The following is a 25916-nucleotide window of genomic DNA, read 5'->3' as shown; positions in this document are numbered from 1 at the left end:
GCAATAATCAGATCGCGGTCGGCGGCGTAGAGGTAATCGGTCAGGGTGTTGATCGATTCGGGGTCGCCGATCAAGCCCAGATTTTCGATGATCAGCTTGATGGTTGTGGTTGCCTCGGTTTGCCCCAGCAGCTCGATCAGGGCCAGGGTGGCCTCCTCAAACTTGAGCTCGCCGGCGGTCTCGATCATCACCGTCTTGTCGGCAATGCCCGGATTGGCCAAACAACCGAGCAAAACGTCCGGGTAGGCAATTAAATGGGAAATCAGGGTTTCGCGGATGATCGGCAACCCGGCGGCCAATTCGGGATGCGCGGTCAGCAGGTAATTCAACAGGGGGACGGTAAAGGCCATCTCGCCGCGCGACAGTTCATAGAGCAAACGATTCTGCGTCTTCTTGTCGACCTCGCCAAGATGATCCAACACCAAACGAGCCTTGAGGGCGTCTCCTGTCTGGATGTTGGTCTGAATCTCTTCGATCATGTGTTCTGTATTCAACTCAGCCATGCGCCCCCCTGTAGAAACGAGTATTCCGTTCGTATTATTTCAACAACCAGTCAACTTCCAGTCGACTGATCACATTTAAGCCGCCGCATACTACCATGCTATCGCATTTTCCCACGTGGTCAAGGAAGACTTGCACTTCGTAGGATCGTGTGCCGGCGTTGCAGAGAATAATAAAGGTTTTGCTGGCGGGCAGTTCCTGATGACGCGCCCGCACCTGGCCATACTCCAGCGCCACCCACCGACCGGGGCCGTATTTTTCCACATAGGCCGCCGATTCCAGGGGATGACGCAGATCAAGCACCGCCCAGTCGGGTTCGAGCTCCATGTTGTCCATCCAGGCCAGGAAGCGGTCAAGGTCGACCCGGCGGAGGCGGTGGTCGCACATGTTTTCAGCCACATAGGCGGCGGCGTTGATCGAGTCGACGGCCGAGGAAAACGGCGGCGCATAGGCCATCTCCACCAGGGCGAAGTCTTCAATGGTTCCGCCCTGGGCGATGAGGGCCGCGGCCGTGTCCACCCGGGCCGAGATCGAATCGTTCATCATGCCAAAGGCCTGGAGGCCGAGCACGCGCCGCGACTTGCGGTCAAACACCAGCTGCAGGATCACCACCGCCTGATCCGGAAAGAAATGCGCCCGGTCGGACGGCGAGGTCAGGGCGTAGTCGGCGTCGAACCCTTCGGCGCGCGCCGCCTCGTAGGTGATGCCGGTGGCGGCGATGCAGCGCTCAAAGGCCTTCATAATGAACGAGCCGCAGACGCCCTTGAACATGGCCGGCCGGCCAGCCATGTTGTCGGCCGCAACCCGCCCTTCGCGGTTGGCCAGCGATCCCAGCGGGGCATAGGTGTCCCGCCCGGTGACGGCGCTGGTCACCGCGATGCAGTCGCCGGCGGCGTAGATGTCGGGGTCCGAGGTCTGCAGCCGCTGATTGACCTTGATCCCGCCCCAGGGGGCGACGTCAAGCCCGGCCGCCTTGGCCAGTTCGCTGCGCGGCCGCACGCCCACCGCCATGATCACCAGATCCGCCTCCAGAGTGCGCTCGGCGGTCTTGACCCCGCAAACCTTGCCCTGGCCGTTGTCGAGCAGTTCGATTGCCGACTCGCGGGTGAACACCGCCACCCCCTTTTCCAGAAGATGCTTCTTGAGCATGGCGGCAAAGTGGCGGTCAACAATGCGCGGCAACAGTTGCGGCGCCAATTCCAGCAGGCTGGTCTCGATGCCCCAGAGGTCGGTCAAAGCCTCGGCCATCTCAATGCCGATAGCGCCGCCGCCAATGACCACCGCTCGGCTCACCTTGCCCTGGGCAATCCTACTTTTGATCTCGATCGCCTTGTGCAGGTTGGAGATGGTGAACACCCCGTCGAGCCCGGCGCCGGGAATGGGCAACTCAAAGGGTTTGGAACCGGTGGCCAGCATCAGCTGATCATAGGGCAGATCCTGCTGCTCGCCGCTGTCCAGATTCTCGATCCGCACGGTCTTGGCCTTGCGGTCGATGGCCAGCGCGCTGGTCCGGGTCAGGGTCTTGACCCCCTTGGAGTTGACAAAAAAGGCGGCGTCGCGCACCACATGGAAACTGGTGGCCCGCAGTTCGCTCTCGTCTGAGACGTCGCCGCTGACGTAATAGGGAATGCCGCAACCGCCGTAGGAGATCAGGCTGTCCTGATCCACCATGGTGATCTCCCAATCCGGCTGCAGCCGCATCAATCTGCAGGCAGCCTTGGGCCCTGCGGCCACTGCTCCGACAATAACGATTTTCTTGCTCATGGCACATCCTCCTCGTGCTGTAAAATGAAACGATTATGCAAACAATCAACGCAATCCTGGCCGAATCGACGGCAGGCGGGAAGGCCCGCGCGCGCCGTCGGTCGGCGGCTATTCTTCAATCACCGGAATCTTTGGCTCGTTTCCAGTCTCCGACGGCTCGTCAACCGTAGCCGTGGCGGCCGCAGCGACCCGGGCAGCCAGGGAGGCGAGAAAAGCAGGCTGGTCAAACAGCGGCGCCGACCGGGTGCCGGCGATCTCCGCCTCGACCGTGGGGTCTCCAAGCACCGAAAGCTGGGCCTGCTGCGCCAGTGCCTCGGTCAACGGCATCTGGACGCGATAGTCCAGCGTGCCGTTTGCCTCTGTGACGCCCCGCATGACAATGTCCTGATCTCCGGCCAGCAGGCGAACCGGCGCACAGTTCATCCGACCGTTCTTGGCCTCGCAGGCCAGTTCGCGTTCCTTGCAGCGCAACTCGCCGGACGGCAAACCGGCGACTTCCAGCACAGCCTGCAGGGCGCCGACGGGCTTGAATCGGATGTTGCCCACATTGAGAACCGCCTTGAAGGTCGGTTGCGCCGGGCCTTTGCCGGTCAGCGGCAGGGTCAGCGTTTCCACTCGGAGGTCGACCGTGCCCTGGGGAACGGCCAATATCCCGAACAGAGGATGCAGCGGGCCCAACAAACCGGCAACCATCGCCGGTTGCAACGGCGCGTCGAGCAGGACCTGACTGGCGGCCGGCAGGGTCAGCACTGTTTGTTGGCCTTCCCGCTGCCACTGCGGCTGGAGGACCAACTTGCCGTCGCCCAACGGCGCCGCGATCTGCGCCCGCATCCGGCCCCGGTTGAGCTCCACCGCCAACGGGATCTGACGCAGGGTAAGGCCAAAAATCCGCAGGGCATCAAGGGGCATCTGCGCGGCCAGGGTGACCTGCTCCATATCCATCGGCAACCGCAAAGGCGCGCTCAGCAGAAAGGTTCCCGGTTCCTTGCCGGACAAGACCGTCTCCCGACCGACAAAGGGCGCCAGCAAAGGGACCAGCGCGGGATAATCCGGCGCCAGGCTCCCCTGCAGCTCCAAAAGGGGCGCCGCGGCGTGACTAACGTTGTCGCGGATCAGTCCAGTGCCTTCAAGGCGCAGCGGCCGGGTTTGCAGGGAAAAGGCGGGAATCTTCACCCCTCCGTTCCCCTGCCGATCACTGGCCAGGCTCACCTTGAGTTGCAGGCGGGGATCGGCGAATATTTTTTTTTGCGCCAACCGCAGCTCAAAGGGTTCCATCACAACCGCCAGTTCGCTTGAGCGCTCCTGGCCGAGGACGCGGGAACTGAACGTGGCACGCGCCCGCCCCTTCAACTCGGCCTCATTCGCCAGCCAGCCCTTGGCCTTGCACAGATTGGCCGGCAGGGAGGCTTTGCTGTCGCTCTGGATCTCCACAGCGCGAGCAGACGACGGCAAACGCCAGTCGTCCACCACAAAACCGGCGTCAACAACGGCGTCGGCCGTGGTGCAGCGCAGGTGACGCAGGGCCAGCCGGCGCTTTGCAAAATCAACTGAGATAAAGGATTTTTCCAGCTCCTGCAGGTCCCGCCAATTTTCAGCGACCTTGAGTTCTCCGACCTTCAGGCCGGCGGCGCTCAACAGATTGCTTCCGTCTAGGGCGATGGTCGCGCGCGGGGCCTGCGCCAGCACCCCGGCAGGGGTGGCGACCACCAAATGGTCCACGCCGCCGGTCAGGGCGTCCAGGGTCACCCGGCTGCCATGCCACTGCCCCGAGCCGTCAAAGGACAGCCGTCCTTGCAGAGCAAAGGGCGGCGGCGATGCGGCAAGGGTGGAACGCACGGCGCTGAGTTGCGTCAGATCGACCGTCCCTTTGAGGGCGCAGTTGGCGGCCGCCGTGGCGCTCTCCGCCAGGTCAGATTCCCCGGAGGACGACGTCTCCTGCAGGTCGGAGCCTTGCCACTCAAGGTTCCCCAGCCATCCAGAGCCGGCAAATCGCAGAGACCGCAGTCCGCCGTTTTGATAAAACGAGGGCAGACCAACGGCTTCAGCGTTCAAGGAAAAAGGATGGGCGGGCAGCAGGACGGTTTGGCGCTGCGACAGGGCAAGATCATCAACGGCAAGCCGCATCTCAAGCCGATAGTCGCCCTGGTCGTCCTGCCGTGACGCGGCGGCAAATTCCGCTTGTCCCCGGGGATGAAAATCAAAAGCAAAAATTTTGTCGAGTTGGTCAGCCATCCGCCCCAGATCGGCGGTGGCGCGCAGGGTGAACGCCTCGGCGCCGCCGCTGCCGTTGGCGTCAAAGAACGGCGCATGCACCCTCAGGCTGTGCAGCGTCGCCGCTCCGTCCACAACCCCCGCCTCGGCGCTCAGGGCCAGCGGGGTGTCCCAGGCCAACTCCCGCCCGCCATGAACCACCTCCAGGCGCTCGGTCCGGCAATCGGCCTGCAAACGCAGGTCGGCGGGCGCGCCTTCGGCCTGCAGCGAGAAATCGACTGCCCCCTGCTTGACCTTGGTTTGCTGATGCAGGGCGAGCAGGTGGGGCAACTGCGCCGCCAGGGTCGGCAGATCAATCGACCCCTTGGCCGCGAGTGTGGCGGCGTGCCGGTCCAGGCTGCCGCTGGCCGTAAAGCGCAGGGGGGGGGTGTTGAGGTCCAAGGTTGCAAGCCGCCACTCGTCGGCGCGACGACTGCCTTTAAAGGAAAATTGGAGCTGGGCCAGCGACGGTCGATCCTCGCCGAGAAAGCCGCCGGCAAGCTGCAGGTCCCGCAGGGAGGCGTCGCCTTCGACCGCCAGTTCATCAACGCCCGAGGCGTTGAGACGGCAGGCGGCGTTGAGCACGCCCTCGCCGCGGGGCGTGTTGCCTCGGGCGGCGGCCAGTTCCAGAAAATCGGCGAGTTCCAGATCCCTGATTTCCACATCGGCGCGGGATATCAAGGCGGCAAGCAAGGGTTGCCCGGCAACGGGCAGATTGACAAACCCCTGGGCTCGCAGATGCCCCGTCCCCTGGCCGGCGTTGCCTTCGATGGCGTAATTGACCGAACCCATGGCCAGGCTGCCGCTGAACTCGATGTTGCGGGCAAGCTCCCGGCCTGAAGGCGCGCTCTGATCGACCACCCGGCCCTGGTTGACCTCAAGCCGCAGCGTCCAACGCTCCCACCAGGGCTCAGCACCGGATGCAGTTGAGGCACCGGCGCGGTCCGAACCAGAACCCGTCTGTGGAGCCAGCACGACAAGCGTCGGCTGGTCGACCGTTATTTCACCAAGATAGGAAGGCGCGAGCAACAGGGCCAGCAAGCCCTTGTCGCTGGCCAGGTTCGGCGCGTGCAATTGCAGGCCAAGGGCAGGATCATTGTAACGGAAATTTTCGCAGCGCAGCCCCTGGCGCCAACCCAGAGAGCACGACTGCGCCTCCAGGGTTCCGGGAAGGCGGAGCCCCCCCCAGGCCAGCACTCTCGGCGCAACCAACGGCAGGCACAGCAACGACGGCAAAAAAAACAGCAGCGCCGCAAACGCCAAGGAGACGGAACATGCAATGAAGCGTTTTGGATTGTTCACGGCTCCCCGTTCCCCCACAGCTGAACACCTGTATAACTACCGGATACCACTGGAGCAACTTGCCGCGAAAGGGCGCCCTTGTCAACCCTGGAATAGACGACTGGGGGAAGAAAAGCCGTTGAATCTCCGACAGATCCGCATTCAATCGGCTCGCCGGCAGAGAATGCCGCAGTTCTGTGGCGCGGCAAAAATGAGGGGTGTGGACCGGCGGAGAGATTGCCGATCAGGCGTGGGGAAACAGGCGGCCGCGACGGATCATCTCGTCGAGTTCCGCCATCTTCTTGTGATAACACTCGGGGCAGATGCCGTGACTCAGATCGCTGCCCGTGGTTTTATTGAGGAATTGTTCAATGCTGATCCAACGGGCCTCGCCGTTGGCGTCCGGTTGGCGGTCGCGAATCTTCTTGCAGTCGCTGCAGATGGAGAGCAGGGATTCATAAATCCGCACCGTTCGCCGCAGTTTGCGGTCGGCCAGGCAACGGCCAACGCGCAGAATCATCTCGTCGTAGTCGTAGGGCTTGGCCAGATAATCGTCAGCCCCGAGGCGGAGCGCGCCGACCGCGGATTCCAACTCGCCGTGGCCGGTGAGGATAAACACCGCCTGCTCCGGTCGCTTCTGCTTGGCCTGCCGCAACACCTCCAGGCCACCGATTCCGTCCATGATCAGATCGGTGATGATCAGATCATACTCCCGATCAAGCAACCCCAGCGCTTCCTCGCCGCTGGCGGCCGCTTCCACGGCGTGGCCCTGGTCGAGCAGATTGAGCCGGAGCGTTTCCCGAATCAGCGCTTCGTCGTCGACGATCAGAATTGTTGCGTGTTCCATTCCCTGTTTCCTTCCCTGTCGTCTATCGGCAGCAACACCGTCATGGTTGTTTCCCGAACTGAAGTCGATGCAACCCGGATTTCGCCGCCATGGGCTTTGACAATCCCACAGGCGACCGACAGCCCCATTTGGGCCTCCTGATCCGCCACGCCCGAGGCGCTGTCGGCGCAACACCCCGCGCCCGCAAGCTGGGCGAGCGCTTGGCCGCCCAAGCCGCAGTCAGCCCATCCCAGCACAATCCGCACCCGGTCGCCCTCCCGGCCGGTCTGAATCCTGAGTTCGCCGCTTTCCGGCAACGCCTCGCCGCTGGTCTTGATCAGGCTGAGCAACGCCTGACGGATCTGCGGCTCGACGCCGGTCATCGCCATGGGCCCGGGGCCGTATTCTTTGCGCACTCTGACCTTGGCCATGTTCAGATGTTTGTTGAGCAGCTGCAACACCCCGTCGAGCGTCTGATGGAGATCAAACACGCCTCTGGCCTCAGAAACCGGCGCAGCGGATCGCTGCAACTCCCGGATCAGTTGCTTCATGCGCTTGCATTGCTCCACGGCCAGGGCCAACAAACCGGATTCAGCCGTCGGCAGGTCGGGCTTTCGCGCCAAACGCTCAATCAGGCCCAACACCCCGCACAACGGGTTGTTGAGCTGATGGGCAACGGCGGCAACAAGCGAACCTATTGCGCTCAAACGCGCGGCCCGAATCAGTTGCTGCCGGGTGCGGTCCAGTTCGGCGGCCAGGCCCGTGCGTTGCCTTTCCATCCGATTCAAGACGGCGGCGTCAAACACGGTGAGCGCAACCTCGGCGGCTTGAGCGCCATCGCCGACCAACGGAACCGCGCTGAACACAATCTCGACGACAAGTCCGTCTTTACGCCGCAAGCGGGCCGCAACCGCCTCGCAGGGCAGGCTCTCGGGGTTTGGCTCGGCCGGCGCACTCTTGACATCGGCCCACAACGCCTTCCACGGGAGCTCAAGCAGCTCGCTTGCGGTATAACCGGTCAGCGTGGCCAGCCCCTGATCAAGCGCGCAAAACCTCCCGCCCCGGAGCATGCCGCAGCCAGCGGGGGCGACCCAAACCCCATGCGGCAACGGCGATTCCGCCGGTCTCTTTTCATGACCAACGCCTTCTAACTGTTCTTCGGACACTCCGCGCTCCACACCTCTTCCGCCCCCTTCGCAACATCGCCGCAACGGGGCGGCTGCAGTGCGGCAAGCGCCTTTCCATGCGCAACCGCGTGCCCTTGACGATTTCGTCTCCTATAGCAAACCAGCCGGCAAACAGCACGCTAAAAATACGGAATAACATACAATAAATCAACACCAAGCCCGAACCCCTTGTCGCACAAGGGGTTCGGCGCGACACGCCTAGCGGGCCGCCGGAGCAATACAAAAACGATCCGGAATAGGGAAAATCTCGCCGTGCCCAGACAAGCAAAAGTCCGGCAAAACACGCAGAGATCGTTTATAGTGCCCGCGCCCATTGCACCGTGATCGGCCGCCGCGCGAGCCCCCCGGTGGGAACAGCAACCAACCGCACGCAAAAGGAGAACACCATGTGGAAAAAACCGCACACCCTGGACGAGCTTCAGGTCGCCTGCACCTCGACCCTGGTGCAAACCCTGGGCATTGAATTCACCGCCGTTGGCGACGACTACATCGAGGCCCGGATGCCGGTGGACGAACGCACCATGCAGCCCCTGGGCCTGCTGCACGGTGGCGCTTCGGCGGCCCTGGCCGAAACCCTGGGCGGCGCCGGTGCCTATCTCTGCGTCGAAGAAGGAACCATCTGCGTGGGACTGGAGATCAACGCCAACCATATCCGGTCGGCGCGGCGGGGTTGGGTGATCGGTCGGGCCACCCGCTTGCACCAGGGCCGCACCACCCAGGTGTGGGACATCAAAATCCGCGACGAACAGGACAACCTGATCTGCGTCTCCCGCCTGACCGTGGCGGTACGGGGACCGGGAGCTCATTGAGCCGCACCTGACCTGACCTCACCCCCGTCGCTGATTGCCGATAATCACAGCACACGCAGGCCGGCAAGTGGCGCATTCCTGACCTGCATAGGCGAAGAGAGAGACGAGCGGTTAGCGCCGCACCAAGGAAAGACGGTTCTTTGTTCTGGGCCGAAGCCTCCCCCGGCGCATCAGGCCAGCGTGCCAAGCACAGAATAAAACACCCCCTGCCAGGCGCGCCGACAGGGGGTGAAAAATTGCACAAAAAAGACGTCCACAGGGACGTGAGAGCAACCCTTTAGTTTTGCAACTCCCATTCTCCGTATTCGTTCCGGCAGGCCGTGCTGTAGGTCCGCTGGGGCTTGCCGTCAATAACGGCGCTGATTTCCGCCTTTCGGCACACCTGATGGGTGGATTGGTTCTGATACGCCGGTTGCGGGGTAACCGCATACCTGTTCCCGGAATCCGGGTTCACCCAGGTCGAGCGCTGGTTCGACCCGCCCCGCTCGTAGACGTTGTTAAGCTGATCCCGATCATGCTTGTCCATTTCGTTGCCGACAATATAGCCCAGCATGCCGCCGACCGCTGCGCCAATCAATGTAGCGCCGGTATTGTGACCAATAGCCTGACCAATAAGGGCGCCGGCAGCCGCGCCGCCGGCGGCCCCCGTCTGCCCCTTGGTGGCGCACGAGGACAACAGCAATAAAAAAAGCAGGGCAACGACACTCAAATATTTCACAATTTCTCTCCTTTACATGTTCTGTCCGGCAGCGCCGAACGCTTCTCATCACCAGTTTGGCGGATATTGACAAGGACCAGTCGTGTACTCTTTCGCCGGCTGGCCGTATTGATCAAACAGGGTTCTTCCGTAACCGTCCAGCACATACCGTTCCCATCGACACATCTCCGGCTCAACGCGCGGTTGGTACGCATACGCCGCCGGTTGCGGCTCAACATACACCACGGGCTGCGGCGGAGGAGGCGCCGGCTGCAGCGCAGCGCCCACGACGGCGGCGCCAAGCACCAGACCGCCCAACCCCCAAAGCAGCGCATCATCTCCATGCCCCCCGTGGCCGTGACGTCTGGGCTCTGCATGCCAACAGCTTCCGGTTGACGGCAACAACGACAACAGCAGCACGCCAACCATCACAGCAAGAACTGTTTTTTTCACCATTTTGATCACCCCGGCCGCAACAGGGCCTTTTTGCGTCTTGACGTCTGCACATGGATCGCCTCCAATTAGGTGAAGCCAGGCAACAAACAACAAGACAGAGACGGCATGTTTTAGCATTTGCCGTGCCAATGGCCGGGCGAGCCATTGCATTTTTTAATGAATATTTCCAAGGCATTCACCCCAAACAACAGGCTCTGCGTCAAGAGCCTGCGAGTTTACAAATGCCTTGCTTGGAAGGTCCCCGCTGGGCGCGTTCAAGCCCGCAAGGTCGCTTTTGACGGCGCTCTCCGCATCTGGGTATTTTTTATACACCCTGGCCCCAATAACGCGCGCAATGATCCACGAAGGACTAAAGGCCATAAACACTACGGCATATCAATCAAATAGCTCCATTGCATTTTCCCCAAACACAGTCCGGGCTCCCGGCCATTGGATATATTTTACCCACGCCAAAATCCTCCATAAAAATTTTTCACTTTAATATCAGCGTATTGATTTTTTCGCCAACATTCAGGCAAAGAAGCATCCGTGACGATTCAGCCCGCGAAGGCAGGCGAGCGATACATCGGCCTGCAGTTATTTCGGGGGAGTGTGGCGGACGATTGAAGATGGAGGAACGGAATTGCCCTAAATGTCCCAAATCTCAAACCCCATTCAGCGACGCTTTGTCCACACAAGCGAGCCAGGAATTCTGGACAAAGAAAAAGGGGTTAAACCAGATGGCTTAACCCCTTGAATCGTTCTTGGTAGCGGGGACAGGATTTGAACCTATGACCTTCGGGTTATGAGCCCGACGAGCTACCAGACTGCTCCACCCCGCGTTGCAATCAAGCTATATTACCAGATAAAAAAATTAAGTCAACCTTTCTCTTGCCCTTGTACGCCTTTTTCTAGCAACGTGGTGATCTTTTCCAGCACGGGCGCAGGAAAGGGGGTCAGCTTTCCCTGCCGATTGACGCAGGCGTGGCAGGTGAATCCCTTCACCAGCAGGACGGTGCGGCCGTCTTCTGCGGGACGGGTTATGGCGTAATGAAAGCGGCAGGTGACCTTGGTGACCTCGACCAGCGAAGTGGAAATAGCGAGCAGATCGTCATAGGCTGCCGGGGCTTTGAAGCGGAGATAGCTCTCGGTCACCGGCAGGATGCAGCCCATGGCCTCGATTGCGCTGTAGGGCAGGGCCCAGGCGCGCATCATTTCTGTACGGCCGATCTCGAAATAGCGGAGATAATTGGCGTTGTACACCACGCCGGCGGCGTCGGTGTCGCCGTAGATCACCCGGTAGGGAGTGGTGAAAACCGGCTCGACCAAGCTGACCGCAAGCTTGCTCATGCCTGCTCCTGCTCGACAAAGCGCCGGAAAAAAGCAGCCCCCGAAGGCAATTCCAAGCCGTTTTCCTGAACCGCCGCCAGGACATTGGCCTCGGTGTAGGTGCTGCCCGACGGCGCGGCCACGCCCCTGGAGTCATAGATAAACATCGGCACAGGCCAGTCTTCGTGGGTGCGGCGGTGAATCGGGGTGTAGTGATCCATAGTCACCACTAGGCGAAACGGTTCGCCGCGCCGCTCCATTTCCTCGACAATCGGCGCGACAATGCGGCTGTCAAAATCAGCCACGGCCTGGACCTTCTCGCGCGCTAACCCCTGGTGGCCGGTTTCATCCGGAGCCTCGACATGCACCAGCACAAAATCGTCTCTTTCCAGCACCTTGAGCGCGGCCTGGGCCTTGCCCTCGTAATTGGTGTCGAGATAGCCGGTGGCGCCGGGGACGTCAATCACCTCAAGGCCGCCGAGCACGCCGATCCCCTTGAGCAGATCAACCGCGGAAATCAACCCGCCGCGAATGCCAAACCGCTGCTCCAGGGTTTCCATGGCCGGCCGCTTGCCCTCGCCCCAAAGCCAGATGCAGTTCGCGGTCCGCTTGCCCTGACGCGCGCGCTCCCGATTGACCGGATGATCGGCCAGAATTTCCTGCGCCCGCGCCAGCAGCGGACCAAAGGCCTCAACCTGCTGATAGGCTTGATAATAACCGGCCACGTCCTGATCGGAATGATCATGGGGCGGCACCGTGGCAAACCCTGCGGGCACGACGCCTCGATACACCAGCAAATGGCGATAACTGACGCCGGGATGCAGGGCAAGCAGGTCGTTGCCGCATTCGGCCTGCAGGGCCGCGATCAACTGCCGGCTTTCCTCGGTGGTGATGTGGCCGCTGCTGTAGTCAACCATGATCAGGCGACCATCGCCCGGTTGCTCCACATGCACCAGATTGCAGCGGAAGGCAATGTCCTCCGGCGCCAGCTCCACGCCCAGGCTTGCGGCTTCGAGCGGGGCCCGGCCGGTGTAGTAGCGCTCCGGCTCGTAGCCCATCAGGGAGAGATTGGCCACGTCGCTGCCCGGCGGATAGCCCTCGGGCACGGTCCGGACCAGCAGCATCTCGGAGGACTGCGCCAGCCGGTCCATGGCCGGGGTGGCGGCGGCTTCCAGCGGAGTTTGATTGTTCAAGGCCGGCACCGGGACATCGCCCATGCCGTCGCCAATTAGCAGGATATATTTCATAGCATCACGTAACCTTGGCTGCCGGCGAGGAATTACTCTTCCTCAAGAATGCGGATTTTGACCACCGGCGCGGTGACGCTCGAAAGCCGGTCAATTTCATCCAGGGCCGCCCGCACCGCCGACTCCTTGGCGCTGTGGGTGACAATCACCAGCGGCACGGCGCCGGTTTTCTTGCGCCCTTTCTGGATCACCGATTCAATGCTGATCTCGTGCTTGCTGAGGATGCCGGCCACCGTGGACAGGACGCCGGGTTGATCGAGCACGGTCAGGCGGAAATAGTAGGGCCCGCGCAGTTCGTCCATGGGCGTGATCCGGCGCGGCCGCATCTCTTCGGGCAAATAGGACAGGGCCGGCACCCGGCCAATTGAACCGCAGCGGATGTTGCGGGCGATGTCGACCACGTCGGCGGCAACGGCGCTGCCGGTGGGAATGCTGCCCGCGCCCAGACCGTACAGCAGGATGTTGCCCACCGTGTCGCCGTGAAAATGAATGGCGTTGAAGGCCCCGTTGATCGAGGCCAGGAGGTGGCCCTGCGGCACCATGGTCGGGTGGACCCGGGCTTCGACGTGGTCGCCGTGGTTGCGGCTGATGGCCAGCAGCTTGATCCGGCAGCCCAGCTCGCGGGCCAGCTCGATGTCCATGGGTTCGATGCGGGAAATGCCCTCGGTGGCGATCTCCTTGTGGGTGATCGGCATGCCGTAGGCCATGGACATGAGGATGGCGAGTTTGTGGGCCGTGTCGACGCCTTCGATGTCGTAGGTGGGATCGGCCTCGGCAAAGCCAAGCTGCTGGGCGTCCTTGAGCACCTCGGCAAAAGGAATGCCCTCGTCGGTCATGCGGGTGAGGATGTAGTTGGCGGTGCCGTTCATGATCCCCATGATCGAGAGAATCCGGTTGGCCACCAGCCCTTCCTTGAGGGCCTTGATCACCGGGATGCCGCCGCCGACGCTGGCCTCAAAGCCTACCTCGACGCCCTGCTTGGCGGCTGCGGCAAAAATGTCCGCGCCTTCCTGGGAGAGCAGCGCTTTGTTGGCGGTGACCACATGTTTGCCGCTGGCAATGGCCTGCATCACAAAGGTCTTGGCCGGTTCAATGCCGCCGATCAACTCAACGATAATGTCGATTTCCGGATCATTGATGAGCTGCGCGGCGTCCCTGGTGAGCGGGATGTCGGCAAATCGCTCCGGCATGGCGGTTGCGCCGTGATCGGCCACGCCCGCCAAACGGATCGTCATTCCGGTGCGCCTGATCAGCCGCTCCCGCTGCGACAGCAACACTTCCGCCAACCCCTTGCCCACCGTGCCAAAACCGATCAACCCAACCTTGATTTCCTTCATGCAATCGTCACCTGAAAAAATGAGGAGGAATAATATATGGGCCGATTTCTACCCTCTTTCCCACGCCTTGTCAAAAAGTATGCTCCGGCGGGCGGCGGAACAACGCAGACAAACGCCCCTGACCGTTTTGCGCACCCGCCTGCCGCACGCGCGCAACAACCCTTTGTTTTCGTGCGATTTGCCGAGATCATCACTTCCCCTGATCCAATCCATCATTTTTCATGGCGCATTCAGACAAGGTACGGTATATTCCCCACGCTGATGAGAGGTCATTCATTTTTCGACTCTTTTTTTCGCTAATTATATAAAGATGTTACCCAACCATTCTTTGACTCACACATGGAGGAAGCCGGCATGAACATCCTTACTTTCGGTCCGAACGGCAGCGGCAAAGGCACCCAGGGCGCCATCATCAAAGAAAAATACGGCATCGATCACATCGAATCGGGCGCCATCTTCCGCGAGCACATCAAAGGCGGCACCGAGCTGGGCAAAAAAGCCAAGGCGTTTATTGACCGCGGCGACCTGGTTCCCGACGAACTCACCATCCCGATGGTGCTTGAGACCTTGGGCAAATCCAAAGAAAAAGGCTGGCTGCTCGACGGTTTCCCTCGCTCTCTGGCCCAGGCTGAAGCTCTGGACAAGGCACTCAAAGAGGCCGGCATGAAGCTGGACTTTGTGGTTGAAATCATGCTGGACCGTCAGATCGCCAAAGACCGCATCATGGGTCGCCGCCTCTGCGCCAACGACAACAACCATCCCAACCACATCGCCTTTGACGCCATCAAGCCGGTTGAGAAAGACGGCAAACTGGTCTGCCGGGTCTGCGGCGGCGAGCTTTCCGCCCGCGCCGACGATCAGGACGAAGAAGCAATCAACAAACGCCACAACATCTACTACGACGAAACCACCGGCACCATGGCCGCAGTCAACTACTTCAAGGGGTTGCCGGGCGCTGCAGTGATTTCCATTGACGGTTCCAAGGGCATCAAGGAAGTTTCCGAGCTGATCATGAAGCAACTGCCGTAAGCAATCGCTTCAGACGCACCACCCCAAACGTTTCCGCGCTCCTTGCGCGGAAACGTTTTTTTGTTTGACAGCCTCTGCTTTTCTTTTATGGTTGGCGACATGAAAACACTTATTTCGACCAATCTGGTCCAATCGATCATGGCCAAAGAGGCCTTTGTCAAGGAGTCGGTCGACGACATCCTCCGTTTGACCGACTGGATCCGCGAGGTGTTCGAGGACGGCGGCAAGCTGCTGCTGTTCGGCAACGGGGGCAGCGCCGCCGACGCCCAACATCTGGCGGCCGAATTCGTCAACCGCTTCCTGATCAACCGCCGTCCTCTGCCCGCCCTGGCCTTGACCACCGACACCTCGGTGCTGACCTCAATCGCCAACGATTTTTCCTATGAGCTGATCTTTGCCAAACAGATTCAGGCGCTCGGCAAACCCGAGGATCTGGCCCTGGGCATTTCCACCTCCGGCAACTCGCCCAATGTGGTCAAGGGGATGCTGGCGGCGCGGGACATCGGCATGAAAACCGTAGCCCTGACCGGCGGCACAATCCGGCCCGGCGGCGATCTGGCCGCAGTCTGCGATCTGGTGCTCAACGTGCCGTCGGATTCGACGCCGCATATCCAGGAGGCCCATCTCTGGGTGGAACACCTGCTGTGTGAAATCGTCGAGCGGCAGATGTTTGCCGCCTCCTGACCGCCGCCCCCTCTCTACATTCTCATAGATATGCCCATGGCCGCCTACCCCCCCGTTCCCCTTGATTTCAGCGGATTGAACACCTATTCCGTCTACGGTCGGCACTCCAAGGTGAGCGTCGAAGATTTTGCCAAGCCAATGCAGCCGGGCATGACCGTGCGGCAACTGCTGGCCGCCCTGCCCACCCAGTTGGCCGGCGTCGACTTCCCGGCTCTGGTGGAACGGATCGCCGAAGCCCATCGCCAGCAACGACCGATCATTCTCGGCATGGGCGCCCACGTGATCAAGGTGGGGCTCAACCCTATCCTGATTGATCTGATGCGGCGGGGCCTGATCACCGCCATCGCCCTCAACGGCGCGGGCATCATCCACGACTCCGAAATCGCCATGGTCGGCCGCACCTCCGAGGAGGTGGCCGACGTCCTTGGAGCCGGGGCCTTTGGCGCGGCCCAGGAAACCGGCGAGGTCCTCAACCGGGCGATCATCGAAGGAGCAGACCGGGGCGTCGGCATCGGCCAGGCGGTGGGCGAGATGTTGCTCAACAACGGTTTTCCCCACAACGACAAAAGCCTGCTCGCCATGGCCGCGCACCTGCACATTCCGGTGACCGTGCATGTGGCCATGGGCACCGACATCATCCACATTCACCCCTCGGTGGACGGCGGAGCCATCGGCAAGGCCGGCCACCATGATTTCCGCGTTTTCTGCCGGCTGGTCAGCGAACTCGAAGGCGGCGTCTATCTCAACGTCGGCTCAGCGGTGCTCCTGCCCGAGGTCTTTCTCAAGGCCCTGACCGTGGCGCGCAACCTCGGCCATCAGGTCAAACGGTTCACCACCGCCAACTTCGACTTCATCCGCCATTATCGCCCGGCAACCAACGTGGTCCATCGCCCCACCCTGGAAGGCGGCAAGGGCTTCAACTTCACCGGCCACCACGAGCTGATGGTGCCCCTGCTGGCGGCAGCCCTGATCGACGCCGTCAGCGACAAAATTGACAAATAACCGCGAAGACTGTATATGGCCGCTACTCTACAAACCACGACGGCACGCCGTCATCGCGACAGGATCGGTGCATGAGAACATTGCTGCGCATAGGGACGCGGGCCAGCCTGCTGGCCGTGACCCAATCCACCTGGGTTAAAACCCAGATCGAACAGGCCCATCCTGGCGTCCGGGTCGAGCTGGTAAAAATCAGCACCAAGGGCGACCGCATCCTGGACGTGCCGCTGGCCAAGGTGGGCGGCAAGGGGTTGTTCGTCAAGGAGATCGAGGACGCGCTCCTTGCCGGCGAGGTTGATCTGGCGGTGCACTCGATGAAGGACGTGCCCACCGAATTGCCGGAAGGTCTGCACATCGGCATCATTCCCCTTCGGGAAATCCCCCAGGACGCCTTTCTCTCCGTCAAACACGACTCCATCGCCGCCCTGCCCCAAGGCGCAACCGTGGGCACCTCCAGCCTACGGCGGAGGTCCCAGTTGGCGGCGCTGCGGCCCGACCTGACCCTGGTTGATCTGCGCGGCAACATCGACACCCGTTTGCGCAAACTTGACGAAGGCGTATACGACGCCATCATTCTTGCCGGCGCCGGGCTCCGTCGCCTGGGCCTGGAACATCGCATCACCACCCTGCTTGATCCTGCGCAGATGCTGCCGGCCATCAGCCAGGGCGCTCTGGGGATTGAACTGCGACGCGACGATGCGGAGCTGGAAGCGGCGTTGCAGTTTCTTCATCACCGTCCGACCGCGACCGCCGTGGCCGCTGAACGGGCCTTTCTCCTCCGTTTGGAGGGCGGCTGCCAAGTGCCCATCGGCGCCTACGCATCCTTACAGGACGGCGTCGTTTCCCTGACCGGCCTGATCGCCAGCGTCGACGGCCGCCAGATCATCAAGGACACCATCGCCGGACCGGCGAACCAGGCCCACGCCCTTGGCCTGCGCCTGGCGGAAACCCTGCTGGCCCGAGGCGGCAAGGCCATCCTTGACGCGGTTTACTGCAGCGGCGCGGCAAGCCCGAACTAACATCCCTTTTCCCCAAGAAGACGCAACCTGTGACAACACACGACACCACCTCGTCCCCTGCCAATGGCAAAGTCTACCTCGTCGGCGCTGGCCCCGGCGATCCCGGCCTGATCACCCTGCGCGGCAAGTACCTGCTTGAGCGCGCCGAGGTCGTGGTCTACGATTACCTGGCCAACCCCAAGCTGCTCAGCTATGTGCCCAAAGACGCGCAACTGATCTATGCCGGCAAAAAAGGCGGCGGCCTGCACGCCTACACCCAGGAAGGCATCAACCAACTGCTGGTGGAACACGCCAAACGCGGCAAGATGGTGGTGCGCCTCAAGGGCGGCGACCCCTTCATCTTCGGCCGAGGCGCCGAGGAAATCGAGGAGCTGGTGGGCGAGGGCATTGATTTCGAGGTGGTGCCCGGCGTCACTTCAGCAACCGCCGCCGCGACCTACGCCGGCATTCCCATCACCCATCGGGAATACACGGCGTCTGTTGCCTTTGTCACCGGTCACGAAGATCCGACCAAGAAATTTTCCAACATCGCCTGGGACAAACTGGCCACCGGCGTCGGCACCATCGTCATCTACATGGGCATCAAAACCTTGCCGAGCATCACCCAGAAACTGATCAACTTCGGCCGCTCGCCCGACACCCCGGTGGCCGTGGTCCGCTGGGCGTCCACCCCGCAACAGCATTCGGTGGTTGGCACCCTGGCGACGATCTGCGACGTAGTGCAAAAAGCCGACATCAAACCCCCGGCTCTAGTGATTGTCGGCGAGGTGGTCAAGCTGCGCAGCACCATTGACTGGTTTGAGAAACGGCCGCTGTTCGGCAGACGCATCGTCGTCACCCGCACCCGCGAGCAGGCCAGCGATCTGGTGGCCAAGCTCGAGGAATACGGGGCCGAATGTCTGGAATATTCGACCATCCACATCGAACCGGTGGACGATTACCAGGTGCTTGATCAGGCCATTGCCGAGATCGGCGACTACGCGTGGCTGCTTTTCACCAGCATCAACGCGGTCACGTATTTTTTCCAGCGCCTCTTTCTGCTCGGGCGCGACAGCCGCCATCTGGCCGCGACCAAAATCGCGGTGGTCGGCAAGGCAACCGCCGACGAGTTGCGCAAATATGGCGTAACCGCTGATCTGATCCCGGAAAAATTCACCGGCGAAGGGCTGGCCGAGGCCCTGGTGCGCACCGAGGTCAAGGGCAACCGCATTCTTCTGCCCCGCGCCCTGCGGGCCAGCGAGATTCTCCCCGAGGTGTTGACCGACGCCGGCGCCGTCGTCACCATTGCCCCGGCCTACCGCAACGTGCCACCCATGGGCCGGCGAGAGGAATTGCGCGACCAGTTGGAGAGCGGGACCATCGACCTGATAACCTTCACCAGTTCTTCCACGGTCAGCAATTTCCTGACCATGCTCGATGCGGGCAGCGACGAGGAACTGCACCGGCTGCTCGACCAGACGACCATTGCCGCCATCGGACCAATCACCGCCGACACGGTCCGGGAGCATGGGCTGCGGGTGGACATCCAGCCCGAGCGTTACACCATCGGCGACATGGTGCAGGCAATTGTTGCCGCCTATCGGGACAAGGCCGCGCAGTTGGCGCGCTGATCGCCGCTTCCGAGAGACTGGGCGTCGTCCCGCCTCGGCAAAAGGGCGGGGGCCGCAATCCCGGCTCGACCAGTGGTCCGAGGAGCAGGACGTCATCGTCTGCGGCGTCTGCGGCGCGGCGATCACCCACCGCGACCAGGCGATCCAGATCAATCACCGCCACGATCACGCTTTTTTCAATCCGGCCGGCATTGCCTTTGCCATTCGCTGCTTCAGGCTGGCGCCCGGCGTCGCCCCCCAGGGGGAACCGAGCAGCGAATTCACCTGGTTCCCCGCATACCAGTGGCAAATCGTCCTTTGCAGGACCTGCCGCGCCCATCTGGGCTGGCTGTTCACGCACACTGACGGCAATCCTGCCTTCCACGGTCTCATCGCCGACCGCTTGGCCTGAACCGGAGCCTCCGCTTCCCCATCGCGCGCCCCTTGCCCAGGCCAGAGTCTCTGGCGCATTTTTTCACAATAAATCTCAAAAGCTACGGCCAAGCGCACCGGAATCGTTTTCTTTCGCATTGTTTTTCAGGGTGTTAGGCTGTACATTAACTGCAACCTAACTTGCATACCGAGCCGCCTGTCATGCCCACTCTTCTCCGCCACATCGTGCAATCCGCCTTCATGGTGCTGATCGCCCTGCCGACCGCAAGTCTCCAGGCCGGCGAGCAGGCGTCTCCGGTGGTCGGCGCAGGGTATGACAATGCGATCAACAGCGTGCTGGCGGCAGGGATGTACGGGTTTGCCCCCGCTCCTGGCCTGAGCGTGCAGTTGCAGCATTCAGACACCCTCTGGCAAGGTCTCAGCCCTGAGAAATCGCAGCTCAGCGGCCAGGCCATCACCTTTTCCTACGAAGGCTCCTCCGGGTTGCTCGAATTCTCGGCAGGCTACATCCTCTCGACTCAGGGGAGCGAACAAGAGCCAGGCGCCGTCTTTCTCGGCGTTGATCCCGGGATGAACAAGGTGTTTGATCCCAGCCGATCCTGGTATTTGGCCTTTGACCTGTCCCGTTCGTATCAGGTCGACGACAACATCTCGTTCACCTTGGGCAACAAAGCCATGCTGCTTAAAAACCCCTTTGACACGGAAGGGGGCCACATTTTCTCCATGCTGTTCAACATGCCCATCTCCTACAAAAATTATCTCACTATCACTCCGGCGTTCCAATGGTCGCGTTCCCTCTCCGGATTCGGGGCCGAAACCGATTCCGCAGCTTCCGGCGCCGCCAGCGAAAAATCGGCCCAAGACGTTTTTTATGGCGGCGTATCCGTCAGTTTTTCCTACTGATCGCAACCGCCGGCTCTCTGCGGTTTCTCCCTGTGTTTTCCCCCAATGCCGCACGTTTTTTCTTTCCTTTTACAGCAAAACGCATGAAGCTGAGCAAGGCGATCGACGTTTCGTTGGCCGCCTTGCCGACTTTTCACCTTTTCCATTCCAATCTTCAAACCAGAGACAGGAGCACCCCCGTGAATGTAACCCCTCTGCTCAAAGCCCTTTTCACCCGCAAACCATTTCCCCCTGCCGGAAAGCTGGCGGCATTGATTGCGGCTGCTTGCTGCTGTTCACTGCTCGCCGCCTGGACCCCAGCCGCCGCCAAAACAGCAGGTCCGGCAAAGCGACAGGTCATCTTTTTGCCCTTTGACGTCGAGATTCCCGGTTCCTACGCCTACCTCCGCAACGGCTTGGCCAGCACCCTGGCCAGCCGTCTGGCCTCCCGGGCCGACATCGCCGCCGTTGCCCAAGGCGGCGCCTCCGAACAGATGGCCAAGGCGTTAAAATCAGGCGATCACACCGTGTTCAGCCAACAACTGCGCCAATCCGGCGCGGATTATCTCATCATGGGCGCCCTGGCCCCCAAGGCCGGCCAATTTGAATTGACCAGCTACGTCTTCTCTCAGTCATCCAATCAGGCGCCAAAAAAATTCCAGCAATCTTTCCAGACAGTTGACGACGCCATGACTGCAGTCGACGACCTGGCCTGGGCCATCAGCGGCGCAGTGTTCGGCGCCCCCCGGCCAGATGCGGCGGGCGGCGGTTCCAAGGGCGGGCAAGGGATGGCGGCGTTCCAAACCGCGCACCCGGAACGGGCCTATCGCGAAGGATTGTTTGCAGGAACAACGACTGGCCTCGAAGCCGGCGGACAGTTTGAGCTGGTCAGCACCTTCCGCAGCAAGAGCATCGCCGCCGAGGCCATGGACGTCAACGCCGGCGATCTCGACGGCGACGGCGTGGACGAGGTCGTTCTTTTGACCCGTTCGGCGCTGATGCTCTACCGTCATGAGGACGGGGCGTTTCGCATGCTGGCCACCGTCGATTTGCCCAATCATCTCCGCTATCACTCGGTCACCTTGGGTGATCTGAACAATAACAAGCACAAAGAAATCTACATCAGCGGCAGCAACGGCGACAATCCCGACACCACGGCGATGGAATGGAACGGCCAAAAAATGACCCCCCTCTTTGAACATGTCGGCTGGTATCTGCGCACCATCACGGCGCCAAACCAACCCGATATGCTCGTTGGCCAAAAAACGCTCGCCAGCGAATTCGGCGGCGGCGATATTCATCAGATGGCCCTGGACGCGCGGGGTGGGCTGAGCGAAGGCAAACAACTGGCCCTTCCCCAGGGAATCAACGTGTTTGACTTCACCCAGGCGGATATTGACGGCGACGGCGCGAAGGAAACCATTGCCGTCAGCAACGGCAGCCGGTTGCAGGTCTACGATGCCGCAGGCGCTCTTCGCTGGACCAGTTCCGAGACGCACGGGGCCAGCAACAACTTTTTTGGCACGTTGACCAGCACCAACAATGCGGTAAATTCCGAGAAAGAAACCACCTGGGTGCCGACTCGAGTCGTAATCGAGGACCTTGACATGGACGGGATCAACGATGTGCTGGTGGGCAGCAACCGTCTTGAAACCGTGACCTTCATGCCGAACCTTCGATATTTTGACGGCAGCTCCCTGTCCGCCTACAAATGGCAAAGCGGGTCTTTGACGCGTCTATGGGAAACCAAAAAAATCCCTGGCTACATCGCCAACTATCAGCTTGTTCACCCAGGCAAGCAGGGCGACCAGTATCAGATCCTCTTTGCCGAGGCGCAAACCAGCTACCCCTTTGTTTTCTGGAACTCGGCGGCCACGTTCCTCAACAGCTACACACTGCGGGTCAACCCAGCGGCCAATTAATTTTCCTTTCCGCTCTCCGGGTCTGTCGACAGCACGTCCGACAGACCCGGCCCTTCCCCTCCATTCGCCCAACCCACCGATTTAACGCATTTCCTCTTCTCGAAAATCCATAAAATCCTTGGTAAAAAAATTTTTACCAAGGTAAAAAAAACTTGACGACTAGGCAAACCTACTATACTCTGAAATCATCGAAGATAAGGTATATGAGGTTTTCTGCTGTAGGGAAACCTGCAATCAACATCTGATAACTAAGGAGAGGAAAATGAAAAAAGTACTTCTTGCAGGCGCCGCCCTGATGCTGGTTAGTGGCATTGCCTCCACCGCTTCAGCCGCCGCTGTTGAGCCCGGCGTTAAAATCACTGGTGATGCCCGTGTACGCGCGTGGTACATGAGTGAAGAGTATGGCGGCACGTTCGGTAATGATGATCGTTATGACTCAAAGACCGACATGGATTCCCGTGTACGCGTAAATATCGCGGGCACCGCAGCCGGCGGCGCGTATGCCAAAGTGAGACTGCGCGTCATGGAAGGCCTGATGGGTGATTCTGACAAAGACACGGTCCCTTTCTCGGATTCCAACAGCAATCTCTGGGCTGACCAAGCGTATGTCGGCATTCCCTTCACAGATCAGTTCACCCTTGAAATAGGTAAATATCGCTCTACTTACGGCCCGCTTGGGACCACCTACAACTTCGCTTACGACGATGTAAACTTAACTGGTTTTCGCGGCATTGTGAAAATGGGTGACGTTGAGATTAATCCTTTCGTTGAATGGATGGAGGAAGCTCAATCCGACACCACCACCGACGACGATAAGTATGCCGACAACGACGAAATGCGTTTTGGGGCGCATGTCAAAGCCAAATTGAACAAAGACTGGACCCTCGGCGGCATGCTGGGCTACCAGACGGATGCACGCGATGGCGTAGTCGACAGCTTTGAGGCAAATGAGGGATTTTTCGGAACCCTCTATGCCAACGGCAAGAGCGGTCAGTTTGGCCTCGTTGGCGAGTTCGCGGTCACCGACGGCGATCTCAACGGCATGAACTCCTGGCTGAATGACGGCTCTGGAAAAGAGTTCTATACACTGGACAGCAAAACGGGCGCGGCAAAACTCAATACCGATATAGATGAAATCGGTTCCGACGACACCGGGTTTGGCGGCTATGTTTTCCCGAACTACCAAATTGACAAACTCAACATCGGTTTGAACCTTGGTTTCACCGATGGCGGGTTCGTTCCTGACCGGGCCTTCGGATTTGTCATGGTCGGCAGCAGCGACAACAGCAAGATCACCGATTATATGATCGGCAAAGGCGGCGACTGGATGTGGGGCGGCTTGGTTACCTCCTATCAGATCAGCGAGTCCTTGAAACTGACCGGCAACATTGTCTATGCTGAGATTGATGCTTGGACCGAGGAAGGCGAGGGTCCAAGAGGTGCATGGGCCGCAAGTAATCCAACAAAATTAGAGGACAATGATTTGGCTCTGGACAGTGCCTGGGAGCTTTCTGCAGTCCTTCAGTACACCATCAGCAAAGGCGCTGACGTGTATTTCTCCGCCGGTTACCTGAGCCCGGAATTCGCAGATTCCGATCTGGAAGACGACGCAGCCTTTGGCGCGTTGACCCGCTTCGAACTGAAATTCTAATTTATTTCAGTCCTCAGCAATCAATTAAGGCGTTGGGCTTTTGGCCCAACGCCTTTTTTCATGTCCGAGCGGGGTGGCTGCGCCTGAAAAACACAATCCTTCTGTCTTACCCTTCTGCAACCCTCGGCAACACCACCGTCGCCCGTAGACCGCCTTCGCTTCTGTTGTGCAGGGTCAGGCTGCCGCCGTGATCTTCAACAATCCGTTTCACCAGGGTGAGGCCCATGCCCGTGCCGATCATCTTGGTGGTGAAAAATGGGTCAGCGGCGTGGCCGACATTCCCCTGGTCCATACCGAGCCCAGAATCGCGGATTTCAATCCGCACCCAGCCTTCATCCAACGCCACCTCAACAAACAACTCGCCGCCATGAGGCATGGCCTCGACGCTGTTGCGGATCAGATGCACCAGGGCCTGTTGAATAAGCCGGGGATCCACGTCGACCAGCGGGTCAACCTCCGGCAACAACAACGTCTGCTTGATGCCCTGCTCTTTTAAGGCGCTGAAATGCAGCAGCAGCGATTTATGCACCAGAGACAGCAGGCGGGTCTTTTCGCACACCGGCTTGACCTGCTCGACAAAGCTGAACAGGTCTTCCAGGGTTTTTTCGATTCTCTCGGCTTCGCTGGCCATCATGCCCAGAAACTGCAGCCACTCCTTGTTGTCGATTTTCCGGGCCAGCAGACGCGCAGTGCCGCCAATGGCGGTGATCGGGTTGCGGATGCTGTGCGCGAGTTGCGCCGCCATGTGGCCAAGCGCCGAATAACGCTCTGCTTCCACGAGCAGATCCTTGTTCTTTTTCAACTCGCTGGTGACGTCTTCCAGCTCCTTAATTTTTCGTTGCATGTCGACATACAATCGACAATGCTCGATGGCTAGGCTGGCTTGACTGGCAAAGCTTTCCAGAGCGTGAATGCGCTCGGCGTCAATGGGGCTGCGGTTGACAAAATGATCGGCAATTAAAACGCCCAGGGCCCGGCTGGGCGAATACAGGGGCACAACCACAAAGGTGTCTTCCTGGAGCAGACCAACCAGGTCCAGCGGCACCGGATAGTCGCACCGACCGCCCTCGACGTTGATCGATTGCCGGGTGCGCACTGCCCGAATCAGCAAGTGTTCCGCATCGGCGGCGTCAACCCGCAGAGCGCGCACAATCCGGTTGACCTCGGCGTCTATCCCGGTTTCATTGCGCTGAATGCGGGCAAAGAGATCGTTCAGGCCCAGGTCCTGCTGCTCAATATCGTGCCAAATGCGGCCGCCGTCCTCCCGATTGCTCGGTCCGATGGCCAAGCGGCCCTCAAGCGTCGCGCCGGCCTCGTCAAACAGGGCAAGAAACGCCCGGTTGAACCGCAGCCCTTCCTCGGCGGTGATGCCCACCAAAATGGCGTGGAGGATCTCATCGAGTTCCACCATGCTCATATAGGCGGTGTTCATTTTCAGGGCCAGTTCATGGGCCAGTTGAATGCGAAAGTTGGCCTGCTCGATCTGCCGCTGGTACTGTCGGTTGCGGATGGTCAGCCGGCGCTTTTCCAGCACCCGGCGCAGGGTGGCCAGGAGATCGGTGAAGTGCACTGGTTTGGCGAGGTAGTCGTCGGCCCCGTAGCGGAGGCAGGCCAGCGCCGTCTGCAGATCGGTGACCGCGGTCAGCATAATCACCGCCATATCCGGATCGTGCTGCTTTAATTCAGGCAGGAGTTTCGTGCCGTCCGCATCGGGCAGCCCGATGTCGAGAAGCACCAGCGCCACCTTGTGCGCCGCCAACTGGCGACGCAGTCCGTCTGCGGAACCGGCGGCAACCGAGGCGTAGCCCTGCTGCTGGAGGAATTCCTGCAAGAGGCTGACAATGTCGTCAAAATCGTCGACAATGACAATCACCTCGCCCTCTTCCAAAAATTCATCCTCGGCAATGGAGAGGGGGGGAGGCGGAAATTGCTGTTCCATCATGACGACGCTCGCAGGTAATTATCTCATTGTTCCAACGTCTGGACCTGCCGCTTGTTCTACCCCTGAAAAAAAACCGTGTCAAGCGGCGGCGGCTCCTATTCTCGGATTGCCCCGGCGCGGCAACCGTGGTAAGGACCACAAAA

At 60.4% G+C, this 25916-nt stretch carries 20 protein-coding genes, 1 tRNA gene and 1 pseudogene; 10 read left to right on the top strand and 12 right to left on the bottom strand.

Features of this window, described 5'->3' with window-relative positions; all coding sequences use genetic code 11:
- From RCH93_RS11215 to RCH93_RS11195, 5 genes and pseudogenes are all read right to left on the bottom strand, one after another.
- Positions 1 to 503: pseudogene (locus tag RCH93_RS11215) on the bottom strand (response regulator); the annotation flags it as partial.
- Positions 504 to 537: 34 nt separating this feature from the next.
- Positions 538 to 2265: an FAD-dependent oxidoreductase gene (locus RCH93_RS11210; protein ID WP_306548494.1), complete on the bottom strand. Its 1728-nt coding sequence runs from the start codon at positions 2263 to 2265 to the stop codon at positions 538 to 540.
- A 108-nt stretch (positions 2266 to 2373) separates the two neighbouring features.
- Positions 2374 to 5817: a hypothetical protein gene (locus RCH93_RS11205; RefSeq protein ID WP_306548493.1), complete on the bottom strand. Its 3444-nt coding sequence runs from the start codon at positions 5815 to 5817 to the stop codon at positions 2374 to 2376.
- A gap of 223 nt (positions 5818 to 6040) precedes the next feature.
- Complete coding sequence (locus RCH93_RS11200; RefSeq protein ID WP_306548492.1) at positions 6041 to 6643, bottom strand: response regulator; 603 nt, start codon at positions 6641 to 6643, stop codon at positions 6041 to 6043.
- Entirely contained in the window at positions 6622 to 7788 is a 1167-nt protein-coding gene (locus RCH93_RS11195; RefSeq protein ID WP_306548491.1) for a sensor histidine kinase, read from the bottom strand. The genes RCH93_RS11200 and RCH93_RS11195 overlap by 22 nt, the downstream gene beginning before the upstream one ends.
- Before the next feature lie 407 nt (positions 7789 to 8195).
- Between RCH93_RS11195 and RCH93_RS11190 the strand changes: the two genes are divergently transcribed.
- Positions 8196 to 8618 (top strand): hotdog fold thioesterase, encoded by a 423-nt coding sequence (locus RCH93_RS11190; protein WP_306548490.1) that lies wholly within the window; start codon positions 8196 to 8198, stop codon positions 8616 to 8618.
- A 277-nt stretch (positions 8619 to 8895) separates the two neighbouring features.
- On the opposite strand, the gene RCH93_RS11185 is transcribed toward RCH93_RS11190, so the two are convergent.
- The 6 genes from RCH93_RS11185 to RCH93_RS11160 all read right to left on the bottom strand — a co-directional run bounded on the left by RCH93_RS11185 (position 8896) and on the right by RCH93_RS11160 (position 13663).
- Positions 8896 to 9336: a glycine zipper domain-containing protein gene (locus RCH93_RS11185; protein ID WP_306548489.1), complete on the bottom strand. Its 441-nt coding sequence runs from the start codon at positions 9334 to 9336 to the stop codon at positions 8896 to 8898.
- A 48-nt stretch (positions 9337 to 9384) separates the two neighbouring features.
- Positions 9385 to 9771 carry a hypothetical protein gene (locus RCH93_RS11180; RefSeq protein WP_306548488.1) on the bottom strand — a complete coding sequence of 129 codons (387 nt, stop codon included), beginning with the start codon at positions 9769 to 9771 and terminating at the stop codon, positions 9385 to 9387.
- 744 nt (positions 9772 to 10515) lie between these two features.
- Positions 10516 to 10592, bottom strand: a tRNA-Met gene (locus RCH93_RS11175).
- Between the two features lie 37 nt (positions 10593 to 10629).
- On the bottom strand, positions 10630 to 11100 hold the full coding sequence (locus tag RCH93_RS11170; protein WP_306548487.1) for a thioesterase family protein: 471 nt from the start codon (positions 11098 to 11100) through the stop codon (positions 10630 to 10632).
- The gene (locus RCH93_RS11165; protein ID WP_306548486.1) at positions 11097 to 12326 is read right to left on the bottom strand and encodes a cofactor-independent phosphoglycerate mutase; all 1230 of its coding nucleotides are present in this window, start codon (positions 12324 to 12326) and stop codon (positions 11097 to 11099) included. The genes RCH93_RS11170 and RCH93_RS11165 overlap by 4 nt, the downstream gene beginning before the upstream one ends.
- 32 nt (positions 12327 to 12358) lie before the next feature.
- Positions 12359 to 13663 (bottom strand): homoserine dehydrogenase, encoded by a 1305-nt coding sequence (locus tag RCH93_RS11160; protein WP_306548485.1) that lies wholly within the window; start codon positions 13661 to 13663, stop codon positions 12359 to 12361.
- Between the two features lie 354 nt (positions 13664 to 14017).
- Here RCH93_RS11160 and RCH93_RS11155 point away from each other — a divergent pair, with 354 nt between their 5' ends.
- The 9 genes from RCH93_RS11155 (at position 14018) to RCH93_RS11115 (ending at position 23831) form a co-directional block, all read left to right on the top strand.
- Positions 14018 to 14692: an adenylate kinase gene (locus RCH93_RS11155; protein WP_306548484.1), complete on the top strand. Its 675-nt coding sequence runs from the start codon at positions 14018 to 14020 to the stop codon at positions 14690 to 14692.
- Positions 14693 to 14791: 99 nt separating this feature from the next.
- A complete protein-coding gene (locus RCH93_RS11150) occupies positions 14792 to 15376 on the top strand; it encodes an SIS domain-containing protein (protein WP_306548483.1) in 585 nt (194 codons plus the stop codon).
- A gap of 36 nt (positions 15377 to 15412) precedes the next feature.
- Complete coding sequence (locus RCH93_RS11145; protein WP_306548482.1) at positions 15413 to 16378, top strand: hypothetical protein; 966 nt, start codon at positions 15413 to 15415, stop codon at positions 16376 to 16378.
- 71 nt (positions 16379 to 16449) lie between these two features.
- Positions 16450 to 17394 (top strand): hydroxymethylbilane synthase, encoded by a 945-nt coding sequence (gene hemC / locus RCH93_RS11140; RefSeq protein ID WP_306548481.1) that lies wholly within the window; start codon positions 16450 to 16452, stop codon positions 17392 to 17394.
- Between the two features lie 29 nt (positions 17395 to 17423).
- Positions 17424 to 19004, top strand: a complete 1581-nt coding sequence (gene cobA, locus RCH93_RS11135; RefSeq protein ID WP_306548480.1) for a uroporphyrinogen-III C-methyltransferase — start codon at positions 17424 to 17426, stop codon at positions 19002 to 19004.
- Positions 18961 to 19395: a cereblon family protein gene (locus RCH93_RS11130; protein ID WP_306548479.1), complete on the top strand. Its 435-nt coding sequence runs from the start codon at positions 18961 to 18963 to the stop codon at positions 19393 to 19395. Before cobA ends, RCH93_RS11130 begins: the two co-directional genes overlap by 44 nt.
- A gap of 182 nt (positions 19396 to 19577) precedes the next feature.
- Positions 19578 to 20279, top strand: coding sequence for a hypothetical protein (locus RCH93_RS11125; protein ID WP_306548478.1), 702 nt, complete (start codon positions 19578 to 19580; stop codon positions 20277 to 20279).
- A 179-nt stretch (positions 20280 to 20458) separates the two neighbouring features.
- Positions 20459 to 22180 (top strand): VCBS repeat-containing protein, encoded by a 1722-nt coding sequence (locus RCH93_RS11120; protein WP_306548477.1) that lies wholly within the window; start codon positions 20459 to 20461, stop codon positions 22178 to 22180.
- A 262-nt stretch (positions 22181 to 22442) separates the two neighbouring features.
- Positions 22443 to 23831 (top strand): hypothetical protein, encoded by a 1389-nt coding sequence (locus tag RCH93_RS11115; protein WP_306548476.1) that lies wholly within the window; start codon positions 22443 to 22445, stop codon positions 23829 to 23831.
- A 106-nt stretch (positions 23832 to 23937) separates the two neighbouring features.
- Here RCH93_RS11115 and RCH93_RS11110 read toward each other — a convergent pair whose 3' ends face one another.
- A complete protein-coding gene (locus RCH93_RS11110; protein WP_306548475.1) occupies positions 23938 to 25773 on the bottom strand; it encodes a response regulator in 1836 nt (611 codons plus the stop codon).
- Positions 25774 to 25916 lie beyond the last annotated feature (143 nt).

This window comes from Desulfobulbus sp. (genome assembly GCF_030824455.1).
Lineage (GTDB): Bacteria > Desulfobacterota > Desulfobulbia > Desulfobulbales > Desulfobulbaceae > Desulfobulbus.
The sequence above is the reverse complement of the archived record's forward strand: the minus strand, read 5'-3'. Positions and strand labels throughout refer to the sequence as shown.

Coding starts and splice junctions, on each gene's coding strand:
- RCH93_RS11160 (WP_306548485.1), bottom strand. CDS start 13,663: ATGAAGGAAATCAAGGTTGGGTTGATCGGTTTTGGCACGGTGGGCAAG.
- RCH93_RS11190 (WP_306548490.1), top strand. CDS start 8,196: ATGTGGAAAAAACCGCACACCCTGGACGAGCTTCAGGTCGCCTGCACC.
- RCH93_RS11145 (WP_306548482.1), top strand. CDS start 15,413: ATGGCCGCCTACCCCCCCGTTCCCCTTGATTTCAGCGGATTGAACACC.
- RCH93_RS11150 (WP_306548483.1), top strand. CDS start 14,792: ATGAAAACACTTATTTCGACCAATCTGGTCCAATCGATCATGGCCAAA.
- RCH93_RS11125 (WP_306548478.1), top strand. CDS start 19,578: ATGCCCACTCTTCTCCGCCACATCGTGCAATCCGCCTTCATGGTGCTG.
- hemC (WP_306548481.1), top strand. CDS start 16,450: ATGAGAACATTGCTGCGCATAGGGACGCGGGCCAGCCTGCTGGCCGTG.
- RCH93_RS11110 (WP_306548475.1), bottom strand. CDS start 25,773: ATGATGGAACAGCAATTTCCGCCTCCCCCCCTCTCCATTGCCGAGGAT.
- RCH93_RS11115 (WP_306548476.1), top strand. CDS start 22,443: ATGAAAAAAGTACTTCTTGCAGGCGCCGCCCTGATGCTGGTTAGTGGC.
- RCH93_RS11210 (WP_306548494.1), bottom strand. CDS start 2,265: ATGAGCAAGAAAATCGTTATTGTCGGAGCAGTGGCCGCAGGGCCCAAG.
- RCH93_RS11170 (WP_306548487.1), bottom strand. CDS start 11,100: ATGAGCAAGCTTGCGGTCAGCTTGGTCGAGCCGGTTTTCACCACTCCC.
- RCH93_RS11200 (WP_306548492.1), bottom strand. CDS start 6,643: ATGGAACACGCAACAATTCTGATCGTCGACGACGAAGCGCTGATTCGG.
- RCH93_RS11165 (WP_306548486.1), bottom strand. CDS start 12,326: ATGAAATATATCCTGCTAATTGGCGACGGCATGGGCGATGTCCCGGTG.
- RCH93_RS11180 (WP_306548488.1), bottom strand. CDS start 9,771: ATGGTGAAAAAAACAGTTCTTGCTGTGATGGTTGGCGTGCTGCTGTTG.
- RCH93_RS11155 (WP_306548484.1), top strand. CDS start 14,018: ATGAACATCCTTACTTTCGGTCCGAACGGCAGCGGCAAAGGCACCCAG.